General features: G+C 59.2%; 19 protein-coding genes. 8 read left to right on the forward strand and 11 right to left on the reverse strand.

The features are described 5' to 3' along the window. Positions 1-95: 95 nt before the first annotated feature. Positions 96-815 carry a VPLPA-CTERM sorting domain-containing protein gene (locus PM04_RS03550; RefSeq protein ID WP_200880332.1) on the forward strand — a complete coding sequence of 240 codons (720 nt, stop codon included), beginning with the start codon at positions 96-98 and terminating at the stop codon, positions 813-815. Between the two features lie 80 nt (positions 816-895). On the opposite strand, the gene PM04_RS03555 is transcribed toward PM04_RS03550, so the two are convergent. From PM04_RS03555 to PM04_RS03600, 10 genes are all read right to left on the reverse strand, one after another. Next, the gene (locus PM04_RS03555) at positions 896-1636 is read right to left on the reverse strand and encodes a YebC/PmpR family DNA-binding transcriptional regulator (protein WP_038003668.1); all 741 of its coding nucleotides are present in this window, start codon (positions 1634-1636) and stop codon (positions 896-898) included. A 91-nt stretch (positions 1637-1727) separates the two neighbouring features. Continuing rightward, entirely contained in the window at positions 1728-2231 is a 504-nt protein-coding gene (locus PM04_RS03560; protein ID WP_052068427.1) for a GNAT family N-acetyltransferase, read from the reverse strand. Between the two features lie 96 nt (positions 2232-2327). After that, positions 2328-2744, reverse strand: a complete 417-nt coding sequence (locus tag PM04_RS03565) for a hypothetical protein (protein ID WP_038003670.1) — start codon at positions 2742-2744, stop codon at positions 2328-2330. A gap of 25 nt (positions 2745-2769) precedes the next feature. After that, positions 2770-4551, reverse strand: a complete 1782-nt coding sequence (locus PM04_RS03570; protein WP_038003672.1) for an SLC13 family permease — start codon at positions 4549-4551, stop codon at positions 2770-2772. Positions 4552-4558: 7 nt separating this feature from the next. Beyond that, positions 4559-5479, reverse strand: coding sequence for a DMT family transporter (locus PM04_RS03575; protein WP_038003673.1), 921 nt, complete (start codon positions 5477-5479; stop codon positions 4559-4561). Further along, a complete protein-coding gene (locus tag PM04_RS03580; protein ID WP_038003675.1) occupies positions 5476-6300 on the reverse strand; it encodes a TIGR00282 family metallophosphoesterase in 825 nt (274 codons plus the stop codon). Before PM04_RS03580 ends, PM04_RS03575 begins: the two co-directional genes overlap by 4 nt. Before the next feature lie 39 nt (positions 6301-6339). Then, positions 6340-8757, reverse strand: coding sequence for an ATP-dependent helicase (locus tag PM04_RS03585; protein ID WP_038003911.1), 2418 nt, complete (start codon positions 8755-8757; stop codon positions 6340-6342). Positions 8758-8842: 85 nt separating this feature from the next. Beyond that, positions 8843-10159, reverse strand: coding sequence for an MATE family efflux transporter (locus PM04_RS03590; RefSeq protein ID WP_038003677.1), 1317 nt, complete (start codon positions 10157-10159; stop codon positions 8843-8845). Beyond that, positions 10152-10661: a PaaI family thioesterase gene (locus tag PM04_RS03595; protein ID WP_038003680.1), complete on the reverse strand. Its 510-nt coding sequence runs from the start codon at positions 10659-10661 to the stop codon at positions 10152-10154. Before PM04_RS03595 ends, PM04_RS03590 begins: the two co-directional genes overlap by 8 nt. Next, complete coding sequence (locus PM04_RS03600; protein ID WP_038003912.1) at positions 10658-11089, reverse strand: PaaI family thioesterase; 432 nt, start codon at positions 11087-11089, stop codon at positions 10658-10660. Before PM04_RS03600 ends, PM04_RS03595 begins: the two co-directional genes overlap by 4 nt. Before the next feature lie 95 nt (positions 11090-11184). Here PM04_RS03600 and PM04_RS03605 point away from each other — a divergent pair, with 95 nt between their 5' ends. The 7 genes from PM04_RS03605 (at position 11185) to PM04_RS03635 (ending at position 18985) form a co-directional block, all read left to right on the forward strand. Then, positions 11185-11556 (forward strand): MerR family DNA-binding transcriptional regulator, encoded by a 372-nt coding sequence (locus tag PM04_RS03605; RefSeq protein ID WP_038003682.1) that lies wholly within the window; start codon positions 11185-11187, stop codon positions 11554-11556. A gap of 295 nt (positions 11557-11851) precedes the next feature. Next, the gene (locus PM04_RS03610) at positions 11852-12253 is read left to right on the forward strand and encodes a MerR family DNA-binding transcriptional regulator (protein ID WP_038003913.1); all 402 of its coding nucleotides are present in this window, start codon (positions 11852-11854) and stop codon (positions 12251-12253) included. A 33-nt stretch (positions 12254-12286) separates the two neighbouring features. Then, a complete protein-coding gene (locus PM04_RS03615; RefSeq protein ID WP_038003684.1) occupies positions 12287-14059 on the forward strand; it encodes an acyl-CoA dehydrogenase C-terminal domain-containing protein in 1773 nt (590 codons plus the stop codon). 57 nt (positions 14060-14116) lie between these two features. Next, positions 14117-14326 carry a hypothetical protein gene (locus tag PM04_RS03620; RefSeq protein WP_038003686.1) on the forward strand — a complete coding sequence of 70 codons (210 nt, stop codon included), beginning with the start codon at positions 14117-14119 and terminating at the stop codon, positions 14324-14326. Positions 14327-14475: 149 nt separating this feature from the next. Next, a complete protein-coding gene (locus tag PM04_RS03625) occupies positions 14476-15102 on the forward strand; it encodes a glutathione S-transferase family protein (RefSeq protein WP_038003688.1) in 627 nt (208 codons plus the stop codon). Positions 15103-15508: 406 nt separating this feature from the next. Beyond that, positions 15509-16720, forward strand: coding sequence for an acetyl-CoA C-acetyltransferase (locus PM04_RS03630; protein ID WP_038003690.1), 1212 nt, complete (start codon positions 15509-15511; stop codon positions 16718-16720). Between the two features lie 66 nt (positions 16721-16786). Next, positions 16787-18985, forward strand: a complete 2199-nt coding sequence (locus PM04_RS03635) for a 3-hydroxyacyl-CoA dehydrogenase NAD-binding domain-containing protein (RefSeq protein WP_038003692.1) — start codon at positions 16787-16789, stop codon at positions 18983-18985. 49 nt (positions 18986-19034) lie between these two features. Here the strand turns inward: PM04_RS03635 and PM04_RS03640 are convergent, their stop codons facing one another. Continuing rightward, entirely contained in the window at positions 19035-19979 is a 945-nt protein-coding gene (locus PM04_RS03640; RefSeq protein WP_038003695.1) for a DMT family transporter, read from the reverse strand. Positions 19980-20008: the final 29 nt, after the last annotated feature.

Raw genomic sequence — 20008 nt, forward strand, 5'->3', positions numbered from 1 at the left:
TACGGCAATTTCCATAATCGATACAGCAATCCGATCTTTACGCTAAAGTCAAAATGGTATCTAAGGATACAAATTATACTAAGTTGGGGATCAACATGAATTTAAGACGGACATTAGCCGCATCTGCCCTTGGGGTTGCAATGTGCGGGGCCGCCTCTGCTGCGGTGATCGACTTTGACACAAGCAATGGCATTGGGGTCATCAACGGACAGGATATCTACAGCATCATGTCCGCCGATGGCTCGGTTTCTGCCACGGTCAGCACGATTGTAAATCCAAGCGGCAACACCACGGTAGCACGCGCCTATGCGACCGTTGACGGCGCTGGCAACCCACGCGGCGGCCGTGACCCAGATATCGAGCCGACGTATGTCGTGGTTGATACGCTGGGTCCCCTTGTCGATCCGATCAACAACGTTCTCGTGGTTGATGAAACCCCCGATGATCGCAACAACACGAGCAACGAAGTGGACGACAACCGCAGCGGCGGCGTGATTACGTTCGATTTCACCGCCATGGATGTCCTGTTTTCAGGTGTTACGTTTATTGACGACGGCACGTTGGTGGTCAGCGGGTCGCTGGATGGCAACGCAGTCTTTTCCAGCATCATCGACAACGGCCGCACGGAAAACGCGCTGCAGCGCTTGGCTCTTGGCACAAGCGCGCGGGTCGATCAGCTGACCTTTGACTTTGGCCGCAACTCTGGTGCCATTGATAACGTGATGGTTTCGGCAGTGCCGCTGCCTGCGGGTGTCGCCCTGCTGATGACGGGCCTCGCGGCTTTGGGTTTTGCGCGGCGTCGCAAGACCACATAACTGCCCCTAAGAGGGAAAAAGAAAAAGCGCCCAAAGGGGCGCTTTTTTATTGTCTGATCATCTGCACTATTGGCCTGGGATCAAAGCTGCTCCATCACCTCATCCGAGGCTTCAAAGTTCGCCGTGACGGTCTGTACGTCATCGTCGTCCTCCAAGGCTTCGATCAGCTTCATCAGCTTTTCCATACCTTCAAGGTCTAACTCTGTGGTGGTCGTCGGACGCCATACCAGTTTGGTCGTCTCCGACTCGCCCAGTTCCGCCTCAAGCGCTGTGGACACGGTGCTCAGGTCCGTATCTGCACACCATACCACGTGCACCTCGCCATCGCTTTCGACGTCTTCAGCACCGGCTTCAATCGCGGCCATCATCACGGTGTCTTCGTCGCCGACGCTGGCCGAATAAACCACCTGCCCCTTGCGATCGAACATAAACCCGACCGAGCCTGTCTCACCCAAGTTGCCGCCGTTCTTGGAAAACGTGGAGCGCACGGTCGAGGCAGTCCGATTGCGGTTGTCGGTCATCGTCTCAACGATCACGGCAACACCGCCGGGGCCATAGCCCTCATAGCGGATCTCATCATAGCTGTCGGCATCCCCGCCTTGGGATTTCTTGATCGCGCGATCAATCACATCCTTGGGCACGGATTGCGATTTGGCCTCTTTTACAGCCAAGCGCAGACGCGGGTTTTTCTCGGGATCGGGGTCGCCCATTTTGGCAGCCACGGTAATTTCCTTGGCCATTTTGGAAAACAGCTTGGCGCGGATTTTATCCTGCCGGCCCTTGCGGTGCTGGATGTTGGCCCATTTACTATGCCCTGCCATGGGTCGTCTCCGTTCATTTGGTCCGAGAATTTCGTGCGGTTATAGGGCCAAGAGCCTTAGGGCTGCAAGCCTGTGCAGCGCGCAGATCGGCTTAGGGCAAATTGGGGCGGTTTAGGGTGAATTGCCGCTCGGGAATGCCATCAGTTATCAGCGGTGGACCCTCGCGAAATCCAGAGCATTCCAGCAAGATCAAAGCGGCGACATTCCGTGCGTCAGTAATCGCCCGAATGCACTGGGCGGGACTGTCGCGCCACACCAACTGCACGGCCAGCCGGACGGCGCGGCGCGCATAGCCCAACCCCTGAGCCCCGCGCGCAAGCGTGATCCCGATCTCAACCTCATGGCTTGCGCGATCAAGGCACAGGCCGATGTCTCCGACCAACCCATCGGCCACAATCGCGATCTGCGACCATTCCCCCGGCACGAACAAAGGCGCGTCAGCAACCGCCGCCAGAAAGCCGCGGGCCTGATCGTCGCTCATCACGCTCCAACTTTGATAGGCCCCCACCACAGGGTCCGAGCGATAGGACTGGAAAGCCTGTAAGTCGGCCACACACAGACGCCGTAGCGTCAGAATTTCATCTTCGACCAGCATGGCGGCACGATGCCCTATCGAAGCCACTTGCGCAAATGGCACGGCACGTGGCCCGGCTTTGGGCTTAGCTCTGCTTGTTGCCGCACCGTTGCTCCGTCAGACGGGGTCAACAACCTGAATGCGGACATTGTCCAAGCGCCGAACGAACTGCTTTTGCACGCCATCAACGTCCGTCACATAGACCTCGGCACGAGGCATCAGCGTGCCGTCTGCGGCAATCACCTCGGACCCCGGTTCCACCGCAAACCGTGCGGGATCTTCGGCCCCTGCAAAAAACAGCACCGAGAACGGCAGCGCATAGCCGCAGTTGTCCGTCATACCGGACCATCCGGTGCGAATGTCATCAGGCCGCTCGGCCACGCAACGCGCGCCATCCGTCATGGTGATGCTCAACACATCGGGCCGCACTGACACCTCTGCCACGCGCGCACTGCCTGAGGGAACCACCTCAACCGGCGTCGTGGTGCAGGCCATCACCCCTAAACAGCCACCCAAAATCATCATTGCACGCATGGTCTCTTCTCCTGTTGGGTCGGGCTTAGAATGGCCAGATAAACGGGATCATCAGGCTGGCGAGCAGCCCTACCGTGACGTTCAACGGGATGCCCAGCTTCATGAAATCCGTGAATTTATAGCCGCCGGGGCCGTAGACCATCATGTTGGTTTGATACCCAATCGGCGTAGCAAACGACGCGCTGGCCGCGACCATCACCGCCACGACCAAGGGGCGTGGATCAATGCCCAGCGACGCGGCCAGCGCAATCGCAATCGGCGTCACCACGACCGCAACCGCATTGTTGGAAACCAACTCCGTCAGAATACTGGTCAGGAGGTAAATCGCCCAGACCAGCAAAAAGGGCGGCAATCCTGCAAGATAGGGTGCGACTGCGTCCACAATCAGTGTCACCGCCCCAGAGGATTGCAGCGCCGCCCCAATCGCGAGCATCGAAAAGATCAACGCCAACAAGCGGCCTTCGATAAATTCAAACGCCTCTTCGGCGTCAATGCAGCGGGTCGCGAGCACCAATGCCACAGCCAGAACCGCCAACAGAAAAATCGGCGCAATGCCCAAGGCGGCCATGACCACCAAACCGATCATCGCCGTCACCGGCACCCATGCCATTTCGCGACGGTATGCACGCGCCTCGGGCTTAGACACATCCACGAGGTTCATGTCCGAGGCAAAGCGATGAATATCCTCCGGCGCGCCCTCAAGCAGCAATGTATCGCCGACCTTAACGATCAGGCTATCAAGGTCCGTCCCGATGTTACGGTCCCGTCGGTGGGCGGCAATCGGATAAACGCCGTAGCGGCGGCGCAAACGCATCTCACCCAACCGCCGCCCAACCATGCGCGCCCCGGGCGTGATCAACACCTCAACCGTGGTCGTCTCGGTCGCGCCCACCTGATCCAACCGCTTCAGCGACTTATCCCGTTGCAGCGATAAAAGCTCCGTCATTGGGGTGCGCAGGATAACCCGGTCACCGACCTGCAACTCGACACCCTTTAGGTTCCGCCGCAACGAGGCATCCCCCCGGATCACGTCGATCAACCGCACACCTTCGCGTTTGAACAGTTGCACGCCCAAAACCTCACGCCCCACAAGGTTGGATTCTGGCGGGATCACGGCTTCGGTAAAGAACTTCATCTTGGATTTGTCGCCGCCCAGCATTGCCGCCATCGAGGTCCGCTCTGGCAACACACGCGGGGCCACAAAATAGAGGTAAATCATCACATAAATGACCAGCACAATAGCCAGTGGCGTGACCTCAAAGATCGTGAACGGTGTCAGCCCCTCGGCCCGCGCGACCCCATCCACCAACAGGTTGGTCGAGGTCCCGATTAGCGTCAGCGTGCCCCCCATGATCGCGGCATAGCTAAGCGGGATCAAAAGCTTGGATGGGACAGTGCCAAGTTTGTTCGCCAATTGCACAAAAACCGGGATCATCACGACGACCACCGGGGTGTTGGACACAAACGCAGAAGCCACAATAACCAAAGCCATCAACGCACCGATTGCACGCCTCGGGCTGATGTCGGCCTGCGCCTCAGCCCGTGCGGTGAACCAGTTAAGCGCGCCTGTGCGCACCAACGCCCCCATCACGATAAACATCGCCGCAATCGTCCATGGCGCAGGGTTGGACAGCACGCCAATCGCGGCCTCGTAGGGTAGCACACCTGCGACCAATAGGACCGCAACCCCCATGATCGCCGTCACCTCGGTTGGGAACGTTTCCCGCAGGAACAGGGCAAACATCGCCCCCACCGTCAACAAGGCCAACGTGGCTTGCGCCGACTGGCTAAGGGTCACTAATTCCATGACGATCTCACGTTCTAATCTCTTTGGGGGCCAGCAGCTTTGGGCGGGGCTGCACCATCGCAAGGCCTGCAAACATCACCACCATAGCCAGCCAGACAGTGGGCGCAAACCGCTCTCCGAGGATGAGCATGGCCCACATCACACCAAACCCCGTAACCAGATAACTAACCTGCGCCGCAAAAACCGAGCCTGCGCGCCCCACCATCCAGACGTAGGCCACATAGACGACCGTGTGCAGCAACGCCGACAGCGCCAAGGCACCATGCGGCAGCGTCAGGGCGGGCGTGACCCACTGCCCAGTCGCGACGGCCAAGGGCGCCACAACACTGGCCCCTACCAATGACGCGCCTGCAATCACCGTTACCGCATCAACCCCGCCAGTGCCAAAACGAGCAACCAGATTTCCCTCGGCCCCGTAAAACAACGGCGCGATCAGGGCCAGCGGAACAAAAGCAAGCATCGCGCGCTCCGGCAGGCTTGCGTCCGGAAGGGTGATCAACAAAACACCCGCCAAGCCGAACAAAAGCCCCAACAGGCGTCGCGGCTCAAACCGTTCAAGCCCAAGGCCAAGCGCAACCGGAAAGGCGACCATCGGAACCGTCGACAAAAGGATCGATATGATCCCTGCGGGCAGGACCCGCGCCGCCTCATACGAGGCATAATTCGGGAACAGCGTGCCCACGCACGCGATCCAGCCGTAGAAAAACAGATTGCGCGGGGCTAGTGGGATGCGCCCGCCGCGCAGCACGATAAAGCCGCACAACACAACAGCGCCGATCATCAATTGCCACGCCAATAAGCCCAACGTCGGCAACCCGGTGAACACGGCAATTTTGGTCAGAGGCTGGCCAAGTCCCCACCCTGCTCCCATCAAGATGAGAACGCCCACAAGCAGCCCGGAGGCTGGGTGCGTGGGCGCGCGTGTCATCCCACTGCCTCGGGGCCCGAGGGGCTGAGCCGCCCGCCTTGGCGTACCTGTACAACCCGCGTGGCCTTGCCCGTGCGGTCGTCGGTTTCCACATAAAGCCCGCTTAGCGTGGCCTCGCCCATAGCGGGCGAAAACCGCGCCTTGGGCATTCCGGTGATAAAGCGGCGCATGGGTTCGGTCTTTTCCATGCCGATCACGCTGTCGTAGTCACCGCACATTCCGGCGTCCGACTGGAACGCGGTGCCGCCAGGCAGGATTTGAGCGTCTGCCGTGGGTACGTGCGTATGTGTGCCGACCACAACGCTGGCTTTGCCATCGCAAAAATGCCCAACGCCCATTTTCTCGGACGTGGCTTCGCAGTGGATATCAATCAACGTCGCGTTCACTGCGGCACCCAGCCGATGTGTCCGAAACAGTGCATCCAGCGGGGAAAACGGATCATCGTAGGGTTGCTTCATGAACACCCGGCCCAATACCTGCGCCACAAGGACCTTGCGCCCACCCGGTACTTCGTAAATGCGGTGCCCGCGTCCTGGTGCCGCCTTTGAGATATTGATCGGCCGCAGAATACGCGGCTCACTCTCAATCGTGCCCAGCATGTCTTTTTGATCAAAGGCATGATCGCCCAGTGTGATCACGTCCGCACCTGCATCAAGCAGTGCACGCGCATGATCGCGGTTTAACCCGTGCCCCGAGGTCGCGTTTTCGCCGTTCACCACAACGAAATCTAGCCCCCACGCGGCCCGCAGAGCAGACAAACGCTCCGTGACCGCACTGCGGCCGGACCGCCCCATAACATCGCCTAAGAATAGAATTTTCATATGCGCAGCCCTACGCGTCCCGTAGGGCCCGCGCAAGCGTCAGAACGGCACATCACCGGCTTGATCCGCTGGAACGAGGAACCGGCCCACCAGCTTTTTGGTGCCCGCCTTGTCAAACGCCACCTCCAGTTTGTCGCCCTCAATCGCCTCAACCGTGCCGTAGCCGAATTTCGTGTGGAACACCCGGTCATCAATGGAATGGGCGCTGACGGCTTGAGCGTCGATCACCATGGTCCGGCTTTCCTTGGGCTGCGACAGCGTGCGCGCACTGGCGTTGGCCTGCAATCGCCGCCATCCGGGTGAGTTGTAGACATCCGCCTTGGTCGCGCGTTCGGTGATGTCACTTTCAACACCGCCCCCCATCGCCCGGGTCTGCGCCTGCGCCATGCCCGCCGCCCCAAAGCCCCCGCCATAGAGCCCGGGTGGGGTCAAAACCTCGACATGCTTTTCGGGCAGCTCGTCAATAAACCGCGACGGAAGCGAGGATTGCCACTGGCCATAGACGCGCCGGTTGGCGGCAAAACTAATGGTGCAAACTTCTTCGGCACGGGTGATCCCGACATAGGCCAGCCGCCGCTCTTCCTCGAGGCCCTTTTGCCCACTTTCATCCATGGACCGCTGGGAGGGGAACAAGCCGTCCTCCCACCCCGGCAAGAACACCATGGGGAATTCCAGGCCCTTGGCCGCGTGCAGCGTCATCATGGTGATTTTGTCCTCACCACTGTCGCTCTCATTGTCCATAATCAGGCTGACGTGCTCCAGAAAGCCTTGGAGATTTTCAAAGTTTTCAAGGGCTTTTACAAGCTCCTTAAGGTTATCTAATCGCCCCGGCGCTTCGGGTGTTTTGTCGTTGAGCCACATGTCGGTGTAGCCGGATTCCTCTAGGATCACCTCGGCCAACTCGATGTGATCGCGCCCTGACAGCAGTGCATCGCGCCACCGATCCAAACCCGCAACCAGCTTGGCCAGCTCAGCGCCACCCTTGCCCCCGATGCCCTTGGTTTCGACCATCAGGCGCGCACCCTCCAACAGGCTGACGCCATTGCTACGCGCCATCATCTGGATTTTCTGCTGCGCCTTATCACCGAGACCCCGCTTGGGCGTATTCACGATCCGCTCAAACGCAAGATCATCATCCGGGCTGATCACAACGCGAAAATACGCCATCGCGTCGCGGATCTCTAAGCGTTCATAGAAACGCGGCCCGCCAATCACCCGGTACGGTAGGCCAATCGTCAAGAACCGATCCTCAAAAGCGCGCATCTGGTGCGAGGCACGCACCAAAATCGCCATATCGTTGAGAGCAAAGGCCCGACGTCCGCGCGCCCCGCGCAGGGCAGCCTCAGCTTCTTCGCCGACCCAGCGGGCCTCCTCTTCGCCGTCCCAATGCCCGATGAGGTTGACCTTCTCGCCCTCCTCCATCTCGGTCCATAGGGTCTTGCCAAGACGGCCCTTGTTGCCCGCAATCACGCCAGAGGCTGCGGCAAGGATATGCGGGGTCGAGCGGTAATTCTGCTCCAGCCGGATAACGGCGGCACCCTCAAAATCACGCTCAAACCGCAGGATGTTGCCCACCTCAGCGCCGCGCCAGCCATAGATCGACTGATCATCATCGCCCACGCAGCAAATATTCCGGTGTCCACCCGCCAAAAGCCGCAACCACATATACTGCGCCACGTTCGTATCTTGGTATTCGTCCACAAGAATGTAGCGGAAAAAGCGGCGGTACTGTTCCAGCACGTCGGAATGCGTTTGGAAAATAGTCACGACATGCAAAAGCAGATCGCCGAAATCCACCGCATTGAGCGTGAGCAGCCGATCCTGATAGGCACGGTATAGCGCCACGCCCTTGCCGTCGTAGGCACTGCTTTCGCTGGCGGGCACCTGATCAGGCGTCCAAGCGCGGTTTTTCCATTGGTCGATGACCCCGGCCAAGGCCCGCGCGGGCCAGCGTTTGTCATCAATCCCTTCGGCCACGATCAACTGCTTAAGCAGACGGATTTGATCATCCGTATCGAGGATCGTGAAGTTTGACTTCAGGTGCGGGACATTCTGGCCACCATCCAACAGAGGATCATCGCGCTTGATCAACTCTGCATGACGGCGCAGCAGCTTGACACAAATCGCGTGGAATGTGCCCAACCACGGCATCCCTTCGACATGGCCGGTGAGCTTTCCAACTCGGTCCTTCATCTCGCGGGCGGCTTTGTTGGTGAATGTCACCGCAAGGATTTCGTTGGGCCGCGCCTTGGCCGTATTCAGCAAATGGGCAATCCGGGCGGTCAGAGCCCGCGTTTTGCCTGTGCCCGCCCCTGCAAGCATCAAGACCGGGCCATCCAGCGTCTCAACGGCGCGGCGTTGTTCCGGGTTCAGCCCATCCATGTAGGGCGTGGGACGCGCGGCCATCGCGCGCGATGAGAGGCTTTCGAAGCCTTCGGAGTCGTCAAAATCCATCATATCACAAACGTAACGCGTCATATCGAAAAGGCCAAGATGTGTTCTTGATCCGTTCGCGCGATTACTGCGGGCCGCTCATGAGCCCTTAGGCCGTCCGTCCTGCCGCCCGCTCCAACGCCGGATATCGCAGGCCAAGGGTGATGCCCCGCGCCCCAAAAAAGATCATCAGCGCCGCCCACAACCCGTGATTTCCGTAGGGCAACAGAACGTAAACAGCGGCGAAATACAGTAAAAAGCTCAGAACCATCATGTTGCGCATATCGCGCGACCGGGTTGCACCGATGAACACCCCGTCAAACATCCACGATGCACAGCCGATCAGAGGCCCCGCAATGACCCACGGTAGATAGCGGCGCGCCTCTGCCTGCACCTCGGGTGATTTCGTCAGCACCTCAATCCCCCACGGCCCCATAATAGCAAAGATGACCGCCAAGAGTGTCACGGTGATCACCCCCCAAAAGCTGGTCATCAGCGTGGCGCGGCGCACGCGGGCGGGGTTGCCCGCACCAAAGGCTTTGCCCACCAACGCCTCTGCGGCAAAGGCAAACCCATCCATCGCGTAGGAGGTCACGAACAAAAACTGCAACAATATCTGGTTTGCGGCCAGCGGCACGGTGCCGAGCTGCGCCGAATGCACCAAAATGAAAGAAGTGAAGGCAATTTGCAGCAGGACCGAGCGGATCATGATGTCGGAATTCACTGACGCCATATTGATCAACCGCGCCCGATCGAAAATGCGCGCAGGCGTTGCCCAACCCGGCACCCGAAACGCGCCCCGACAAAACCACAGGCCCAGCGCAAGGCCCGACCATTCCGCCATGAACGTCGCCCAAGCCACCCCAGGCACCCCGAAGTCGAGCATATAGCCCAGCCCATAGCTCAACGCGATGTTCGCCCCGTTCATCCAGATTTGCAGCACCATGACTTGGTCCGTGCGCTCTTGGGCGACGAGCCATCCGGTGATCCCATAAAGCGCGATGGCTGCGGGCGCGGACCATACACGGATACCAATGTAGGACCGCGCGAGGGCCTCAACCTCTGGCTCCGCCGGTGAAATCGCGAAGGCCCCGGCCATTATGGCCCATTGGGTCGCGATCATCACGACCCCTGCCCCAAACCCAATCAACAAGACCCGCATCAACAGCGCGCCGACCTCAACCCGGTCGCCCGCACCCATCGCCTGCGCCGCCAAGCCTGCCGTGCCCATGCGCAGAAATCCGAATATCCAGTACACAGCAGAAAGCGTGATTGCGCCCGCAGCAACCGCCGCAATCGGCGCGGCCTGCGCGCTTTGCCCTACGACGCCGGTATCGACGATGCCCATCAACGGCACCGTCGCGTTCGAAATCACAATGGGCACCGAAATCTTGAGCACCCGGGCGTGGGTGATCGTATCAGCCATTCCCAACGGTCGGGCGTGTGGGCATTAGGAAATGCCCCGTAGCTTGGGCGTGCAAACGGTCCCGGTTGTCTTGCCAGCCCTCGACGTGGACGCTTGCATAGCGGCGGCCTTTGCGGTTGATCCGTGCGCGTGCATAGGCATCACGCGGCAAGCCTGCGCGCAGGTAATCGACGGTAAAATCAATTGTCTTGGGCAGGCGGGGCAAGGTCTGGGGCGTCAGGTCCTGAAGATCGCCGCGCTCCAGATCATCCCAAATCATGGCCCATGACAGGGTGATGGTTGCCGTCACCTCAAGGAAAGCCGCCGTGGCCCCACCGTGCAGCGCGGGCAACATCATATTGCCAATCAACTTTTCATCGAAATGCAAAATACCCGTAAGTTCATCACCGCGACGTTCAAACCCGATACCCATGAATTGGATATAGGGCACCCCTTCGATCAAAGCCGCCAACGCGGCATCCCGGCGTTGTTTGACGATTTGAATGGGTTCGGGCCGCTTCATGATTGCATCTCAACGGTAAAGGCGCCGTTTGCCACGGCCACCGGTGTGCTTGCGTCATCGTCAAACGCCTCTGCACGGACAAATGCGACTGAGCGTGTGATATGGTGACATACCGCGCGTGTCGTAATGGCCTGCCCCGGCGTGGCCGCGCGCATGTAATCGATGCGTAAATCCAATGTTGCCGTACTCGCCACCGCCTTGGGATGGCACATCACGGCCGCTCCGCCACAGCTGTCCATCAAGGCTGACACAGCCCCACCCGCGACCACCCCCGTTGCCGGGTCACCCACCAGCGCCGAGTTATAAGGCATACGCATCACGGCCTGCCCACCGCCAATTTCGGTCATCTCTAGACCCAGCGCCCTGCAATGGGGCAGTGCCTCCATAAAGGCGCGGACGCGTTGGGATTTTTCGTCGGTTGTATCCATGGGTTTGTGTATGCGCCGCACATCGCTGCGGGGCAAGGGTTGGCATTGCCCCGCGATTACGCGCATACTTCTCGCAGGGATTGAGGGAGACTACGATGAGCGAGCGGATCAGCTTCAAAGAAATGTGCGAAAAATTTGATGTAACGCCACGCACGTTGCGGCATTACGAGTACATTGAGCTTTTGTTTCCCGAAAAAGAAGGTCGCACACGGTTTTACGGCGCCCGTGAAGTCGCCCGCATGACCTTGATCCTGCGGGGGCGGAAATTCGGGTTTTCACTGGAAGAGATTCGCCAGTGGCTCGAGCTTTACGATGCCGATCCCGAGGGCCGGACACAGATGCTGGCTTGGATCGAACTGGCCGATAAACAGCTGCAAGAGTTAACGCAGCGTCGGGCAGAGGTGGATGAAGCGATCTCACAGCTGCAAACTTTGCGCGATAATGTGGCCGATACTCTGCCGGATTAACGATACGGACGCGCGTTTCCTATACGAAAGAGAGCACCCCGATCCGTAAGATGCGCTCTGGACCGATAATTTTCTGTCACTGATAGCTGGCTCCTACAGGCGGTTTTGAATACTGCCGCTGCGCTTTAGCGTTGGTTTTCGGCTGTATGGGCGCGTTTTCGGACCGACCTTTGGTCACCTAAAATGTGACGCGACGTTAGAGTTACGTAAACGTAATATAAACTTGTAGCATAAACTGGAAATTCACATTTCCGGTGCACACACAGCTGCGCAGGAGTTGTGAAAGGTGAAAAAGATGTCTGAAGAAACCATGACCATCCGAGAGATGTGCGATGCATATGATGTGACGCCGCGTACTCTTCGGTTCTATGAGGCGAAGGAGCTGTTGAGCCCAATCCGTGAAGGGCAAAAACGACTGTTTACCAAGCGTGACCGTGCCCGGCTCAAATTGATCCTGCGCGGCAAGCGATTTGGGTTCAGCCTCGAAGAAATCCGCCAACTTCTGGATCTCTATTACCTCGGTGACGGGCAAGCCACTCAGTACGCTCGCACTTATGAAATCGGCAAAAATCGTCTCGATGCGATGATTGTCCAACGTGATGAACTCAACGAGGCGATCGCCGAACTTGAGAGCCAACTGGAATGGGGAGCGAGCCTTATCGCCTCCGCGAATACTAACCAAAGAGTCGCCTCGTAACAGATACCCTGGGCGACGGCAGGGAGATAGGAAATGCCAGCGTTCAACGCCAACACCAAAGACATGCAATTCGTGCTGCACGAGGTCCTCAAAGCCTCTGAGCAGAACATCCCCGGCTATGACGAAATGGACGCCGATTTCACCGGCGCGGTGTTGGAGGAAGCGGGTAAGATCGCGAGCGAAGTCCTGCATCCGCTCAACGAGGTGGGCGACCGCGAGGGGTGTCAGCTAGAGAACGGCGTGGTGCGCACGCCAACCGGCTTTAAAGATGCCTTTGACCAAATGCGCGACGGTGGCTGGACCGCTCTTGACTGCGATCCTGCCTATGGCGGCCAAGGCCTGCCCTACCTGATGCACACTGCGGTTGGCGAGATCATGTCCGCGTCCAACATGGCGTTCAACATGTACCCTGGCCTGACCCATGGTGCCTATTCCGCGATCCATGCCCACGGCTCAGACGCCCAAAAACAGACGTTCCTGCCCAAGATGGTGACCTGTGAATGGACCGGCACCATGAACCTGACCGAGCCACATTGTGGCACGGACCTTGGCCTGATGCGCACCCGCGCAGAGCCGCAAGACGACGGCAGCTATAAAATCACAGGGCAAAAGATTTTCATCTCAGCCGGTGATCACGACATGGCGGACAACATCATCCACCTTGTTCTTGCCAAGATTTCCGGCGCGCCAGAGGGGATCAAGGGCGTATCCCTTTTCATTGTCCCCAAGGTCCTCGTTAACGACGACGGCAGCCTTGGCGCGCGCAACGATCTTTCGGTCGGCAAGATCGAAGAGAAAATGGGCATCCACGGCAACTCAACCTGCGTGATGAACTACGACGGTGCGACCGGCTATCTCTTGGGTGAGGCGCACAAAGGCATGCGCGCAATGTTCACAATGATGAACGAAGCGCGCATTGGCGTCGGCCTGCAAGGCTATGCCCAGTCCGAAGTCGCCTATCAAAACGCCCGCGCTTATGCCCTTGATCGGCTACAGGGCCGTGACGTAACCGGCACAAAGCACCCCGAACTGGCCGCTGATCCGCTGATCGTACATCCCGACATTCGCCGCAATCTGATGGACCAAAAGTCCTTTGTCGAAGGCGCGCGCGCCTTTGCGTTCTGGGGGGCTAACCTCATCGACCGGGCGCATCGCAACTCGGACGCCGAAGCCGACGGCCTGATTTCCCTAATGACCCCCGTCATCAAAGGGTTCCTGACCGACAAGGGCTATGAGATGACCATCAACGCCCAACAGGTCTATGGCGGGCACGGTTACATCGAAGAATGGGGTATGTCCCAATTCGCCCGCGACGCACGGATCGCCATGATTTATGAGGGTGCGAATGGTGTACAGGCGCTTGATCTGGTGGGCCGCAAGCTCGCACAGGACGGTGGCAAGCATGTGATGGGCTTCTTTGAGATGGTGAAAACTTTCTGCAAAGAAAACGATAGCGACGAGATGGCCGCCTTCGTTGAACCGCTCAAAAAAGCCTCCAAAGATCTACAGGCTGCGGGCATTTACTTCATGCAAGCGGGCATGAAAAACCCCAACAATGCGCTCGCAGGGTCTTATGACTTTATGCACATGATGGGGCATGTTTGCCTTGGCCTGATGTGGGCGCGCATGGCACGCGCCGCACAGGACGCGCTGGCCAACGGCGCCGAGGATCGTGATTTCTATGACGCGAAGCTCGCAACTGCGCGCTACTACATGGCCCGCCAACTCCCCGCGACCTCGATGCATCTATCGCGCATCGAAACCGGGGCAGATACCTTGATGGCACTAGACGCGGCCCACTTCTAAGCCAAGACTGCGTGGCGGGGCCCGTCCCCGCCACGTAATCACGGATCAATACCTCAAATGCCGCCACCTCCCCGCCTCACCCGCCACTTTCCCGCAAAAATGACAGATGCCGGGTATCGGCAGCTTCGGGCCTTTGCCGCGCAATCAGGTTTGACGGAGGATGAGGCGTTGAGTTTCGTGTTCGAAAACCTACCGGGCCTGCTGGACGACGCGACCCTGATGCACCGCCTCGCGGGCTTCAAAGATCGACTTCCGCAAGCCGACTAGAAAGCGGCCGAGCAGCACGGACCCCCAAAGTTCCGTAAAACACAGAGCCCCCCAATCTCCCGCCAAACGCGATACATCTCTGGTCCGCGCGCACATTGCACAGTACCACTCCGTGCAAAGGCAAAACTCAGGGCGGGAGGCTCTATCCAATGACCAAACTCTATTGCTTCGGCGAAAGCGGCAACGCGTACAAAGCGGCGCTGACCCTCACACTGGCCGAAGTTGACTGGACCCCAGTCCATGTTGATTTTTTCAACGGCGGCAGCCGCACCCCTGAATTTCGCGCGATCAACCCAATGGGGGAGGTCCCCGTTCTGCTGGATGGCGAACAAACCATCACCCAATCCGGCGCCATCCAAACCTATGTCACCGAAAAAACGGGCAAGCTGATGCCCGCGTCGTCCGAGGACAAACGTGAAGTGCTGCGTTGGCTTCTGTGGGACAATCACAAACTGTCCGGTCAGGCCGGGATGACCCGGTTCTTGATGAATTTTCTGCCCCCCGAAAAACGCCCCCAAGAGGTGATCGGCTTTATGCAGGGCCGTCTCAAGGCGACTTATGGCGTCTTGAATGACCACCTAGAGGGGCGCGATTGGATCGTTGGCGATCAGATCACGATCGCCGACACCGCCTGCTGTGGTTATCTCTTCTACGAGGAACCCTTTGGTTTTGATCGCACAGAATGGCCCAATATTGACGCTTGGCTGGACCGGATCGCGGCCACGCCGAGCTGGAAACATCCTTACGACTTGATGCAACGCGCCTACGGTGCATGACGGACAACGCCCAAACATTTCAACACTCACCTAATTACCCTGCGCGGCAGTTTCGCCGCGCAGCCTTTTGGTGTGCATGGCCGCGCTCCCAGTTTTGATCAACCCAAACCGAGATTTTTCCGCGCCTCTGCAATGCCGCGCAACCCGATAGACCGCGCATGCAATATCTATCCATGTGACTGGCCCAACCCTGCGCGCAAACCGACCTTACGTTCACGTAAAAAACGCTACGTCATGCGGGCCGCTCCCCCTCGCATTGCCGGCGATGACTTGCCAAACTTCTGATCAACGGGCGCAAGCCTGCACCTAAACCACTGACGTGCTATATCCATGCGGCACGCAAACAACGATGCCGCCTCGGACATACACCAAGGCCGACCCCCAAACGTTGCAAAGGAACGCAACCATGTCTGACGCTTATATCTACGACACCGTGCGCACACCGCGCGGCAAGGGCCGCAAGGACGGCAGCCTGCACGAAGTCACCGCCGTGCGGCTTTCCACCAATGTTCTGAACGCCTTGCGCGAACGCAACGGGCTAGAAGGCCACGCGGTAGAAGACGTGATCTGGGGCAATGCCACGCAAGTGATGGAACAGGGCGGCTGCTTGGCGCGGACCGCCGTGTTGGCCTCTGATCTGGATGAACGCATCCCCGGGCTCAGCATTAACCGTTTCTGTGCCTCTGGCATGGAGGCCGTTAACCTTGCGGCCAACCAAATCCGCGGCGGCGCAGGTGATGCCTATATCGCGGGCGGTGTTGAGTGCATGAGCCGCGTCGCCATGGGCTCGGACGGGGCGGCGATTGCCGTCGACCCTTCGGTCGCAATGGACCAATACTTCGTCCCCCAAGGGATTTCGGCAGATATCATCGCCACCGAATACGGCATCACCCGTGAACAAGCGGACCACCTTGCCGTGACCAGCCAACAGCGTGCCAAGGCCGCGTGGGACGACAACCGTTTTGCCAAGTCAGTCGTGCCAGTGCGCGATCAAAACGGCCTCACGATCCTTGATCACGATGAATACATGCGCCCGCAGACCGATATGCAATCGCTCGGCGGCCTGAACCCCGCGTTTCAAGCCATGGGTGAAGTCATGCCCGGTTTCGACAAAATCGCGCTGATGAAATACCCCCACCTGGAGCGGATCAACCACATCCACCACGCGGGCAACAGCTCGGGCATTGTGGATGGTGCTGCGGGCGTTTTGGTCGGCTCCAAAGCCTTTGGTGAAGCGCACGGCCTCAAACCCCGCGCGGTCATTCGCGCTACGGCCAAAATTGGGCTGGACCCCACGATCATGCTGACCGGGCCAGTCCCGGTGACGGAACACATCCTCAAAACCTCGGGGATGAATATCACCGACATCGACCTGTTCGAAGTGAATGAGGCGTTCTCCTCCGTGGTGTTGCGGTTCATGCAAGCGTTTGACGTCGACCATGACCGCGTGAACGTGAACGGCGGGGCCATTGCGATGGGGCACCCCCTTGGGGCCACGGGCGCCATTATCATTGGCACGCTTCTGGATGAGCTAGAACGCAGCGGCAAAAGCACCGGCCTTGCCACTCTTTGCGTGGCCTCCGGCATGGGTGCTGCCACCATTATTGAGCGTATCTAATGCCGCGCGACCTTCCCACTATGACATCCCGCGCAGCCCCTGCGTCGTTTGCCAAAGGATCTGTAAATGACTGACTTTACCATGAAAACGGACGCCGACGGCGTAGCCACAATCACGTGGGATACCCTCGGCAAGTCCATGAATGTGATGAACCAACAGGGTTATCTAGACCTTGATGCGTTGATCGATCAGGCGTTGGCCGATGACGCGGTTAAGGGCGTCATCATCACCTCGGGCAAGCCCGGCTCCTTTGCGGGCGGCATGGACCTGAACATCATTGCCACCATGAAGGAAGCCGCGGGCGACGACCCCGCACGGGGCCTTATGGACGGGTTGATGGCCTGCCACCGTATCCTGCGCAAAATTGAGCGCGCAGGCCAAGACCCCAAGACCAACAAAGGCGGCAAGCCGATTGCTTGCTGTCTGCCTGGCACAGCGCTTGGCATTGGTCTGGAAATCCCGCTGGCATGCCACCGCATTTTTGCCGCCGACAATCCAAAGGCCAAAATCGGCCTGCCCGAGATCATGGTTGGTATCTTTCCCGGCATGGGCGGCACCACGCGGTTGGTACGAAAAATGGGTGCCATGGCCGCCTCACCCTTCCTGCTGGAGGGTAAGCTGAGCGATCCGAAAAAGGCCAAAGCGGCGGGCATCGTGGATGAAGTCGTCGCCCCCGACGAGCTGCATGCCAAGGCCAAAGAATGGGTCCTATCCAGCCCAAAGATCACCAAGCCATGGGATGAAAAGGGCTACAAAATGCCCGGTGGTGCCCCCTATCATCCCGCCGGTTTCATGACGTTTGTTGGCGCCTCCGCCATGGTGAACGGCAAAACACAAGGCGTCTACCCTGCAGCCAAGGCGCTTCTGTCTGCCGTCTACGAAGGCGCTATGGTGGATTTCGACACCGCCCTTCGGATTGAAGCACGCTGGTTCACCAATGTGCTGATGAACCCCTCCTCCTCTGCGATGATCCGGTCATTGTTTATCAACAAAGAGGCGTTGGAAAAAGGCGCGGTCCGCCCAGAGGTAGAGGATCAAAAGGTCCGCAAACTGGGTGTGATCGGTGCGGGCATGATGGGGGCTGGCATCGCGCTTGTGTCTGCGCAGGCAGGCATCGAGGTGGTGCTGATTGATGCCGCCCAAGACGCCGCCGACCGCGGCAAGGCCTATAGCGAGACTTACCTCGACAAGGGCATGAAGCGCGGCAAAGTCACGGCCGAGAAAAAGGCCGCCGTTCTGGCACAAATCACAGCGACAACGGATTACGCCGCGCTGGCGGGCTGTGATCTGGTGGTGGAGGCCGTGTTTGAGGACCCGACCGTCAAGGCCGAGGTCACCGCAAAGGTCGAAGCCGCCGTTGGGCCCGATTGTATCTTTGCGACCAATACATCGACCCTGCCAATCAGCCAGTTGGCCAAGGCCAGCGGCGCGCCCGAGCAGTTCATCGGCATTCACTTTTTCTCACCCGTGGAAAAGATGCTCTTGGTCGAAATCATCAAAGGCAAAGCCACCGGCGACCGTGCTGTGGCCAAGGCGCTCGATTATGTGCGCCAAATCCGCAAGACACCCATTGTGGTGAATGACGCGCGGTTCTTCTATGCCAACCGCTGTATCATCCCCTACATCAACGAGGGCCTGCGCATGGTGGCCGAGGGCGTCGCCCCTGCCCTGATCGAGAACGCAGCCAAGCTGGTCGGAATGCCATTGGGACCGCTGCAATTGGTGGATGAAACCTCGATCGATCTGGGCGTCAAAATCGCCAAGGCGACCCGGGCCGCGATGGGTGATGCCTATCCTGATGGGGCCGTGGATGAGGTCTTGTTCTGGATGGCGGATGAAGGCCGCTTGGGCCGCAAATCCAACGCGGGCTTCTACAGCTATGACGACAAGGGCAAGCGCGGCGGACTTTGGGAAGGGCTTGGCCCGAAATTCCCCCTCGCAGAGGCGCAACCAGATGTCACCGAAGTCCAGCACCGCCTGTTGTTCGCCCAAGTTCTAGAGGCCGTGCGCGCCCTGGAGGAAGGTGTCTTGATGGATATCCGCGAAGGCGATGTCGGCGCGATCCTCGGCTGGGGCTTTGCGCCGTGGTCCGGTGGCCCGTTCTCATGGCTCGACATGGTTGGCACGCCGTGGGCCGCGGACACCTGTGACCGCCTGACCGAGACCTATGGCCCCCGGTTCACAACGCCTGCCCTGCTGCAAGAGATGGCCGACAAAGGCCAAAGCTTTTATCACCGGTTTGACGGCGAAAAATCCGCAGCCTAGCCTGCACATGACCATGGCGGGGGGCGCGTAACGGCGCGCTCCGCAACACTCAGCTATTTGGGGACACGGCCTGTGCGTTAGCCTCGGCTTCAGGCGCGGTTCGGCTGCGCAGCGCGATAATCACGCCCCCGGCCGCGATCATCGCAATTCCGATCAGCCCGACCCAGCCCAACACCTCACCCCAGACGAGCCAGCCAAACAGGGCCGAAAACCCCAACAGCGCGTATTCAAACACGCCCACGTAGGACGCTTCGGCCAACTGATAGGCCCGCGTCAGGAACATCACCGCGACCAGCGATCCCGCCGCCTGCACCCAGAGCCAGAACCACACCTCAGCCGTGGGCCAGACCCAGCCGCGCATCACGAATCCGTCCGCACCCGCAGGGGCCTCTGGCCCCACAAGACCCACGACAATCACGCCGACCAAGCCCCACAGCCACATCGCGGTAAACCCCGCGAGCGTCATCTCAAGGCTGCCCTCCTCAGGGCACCATTCCCGCGTCGAAATCATCGCAATCGCATAGAAGGCACCCGCCAGAACCGGCACGAAAGTCAGCGGCCCCACGGTCGCGGGATCGGGCGACAACACGGCCAAAATGCCCACAAACCCTAACCCAACGGCCAGCACCCGCCATACCCCGATGCGCAACCCGAAAAACACCACGGAGAAAATCAGAACCCAAATGGGCGACGTGAACAGCCCCGCCGCCGCCTGCGCCACGGGCATGAACGCCAAGGCCCCAAAATAAATCATCATTGCGGAGGATAAAAACACCGACCGAAACACCATTCCCCGCCAAGAAACGACCCGCAATGGCGTGCCCCGCCAGACCACATAGGCCAGCGCCAACCCCCACATCATCACTGATCGGATCAGGTGAAATGTCCAAAGACTGCTGTCCGCCGCGATCACGCGAAGGAATTGATCGATCACGGAAATGATCGCCATACCGATCAAGATTGCACCTGCCGCCGCAAGGGGTCTGTTTTGCATGAAGGCTCTTTCCATTTGCGCGTCTCACG

The organism is Thalassobacter sp. 16PALIMAR09, from assembly GCF_000765485.1.
Classification (GTDB): domain Bacteria; phylum Pseudomonadota; class Alphaproteobacteria; order Rhodobacterales; family Rhodobacteraceae; genus Thalassobacter; species Thalassobacter stenotrophicus.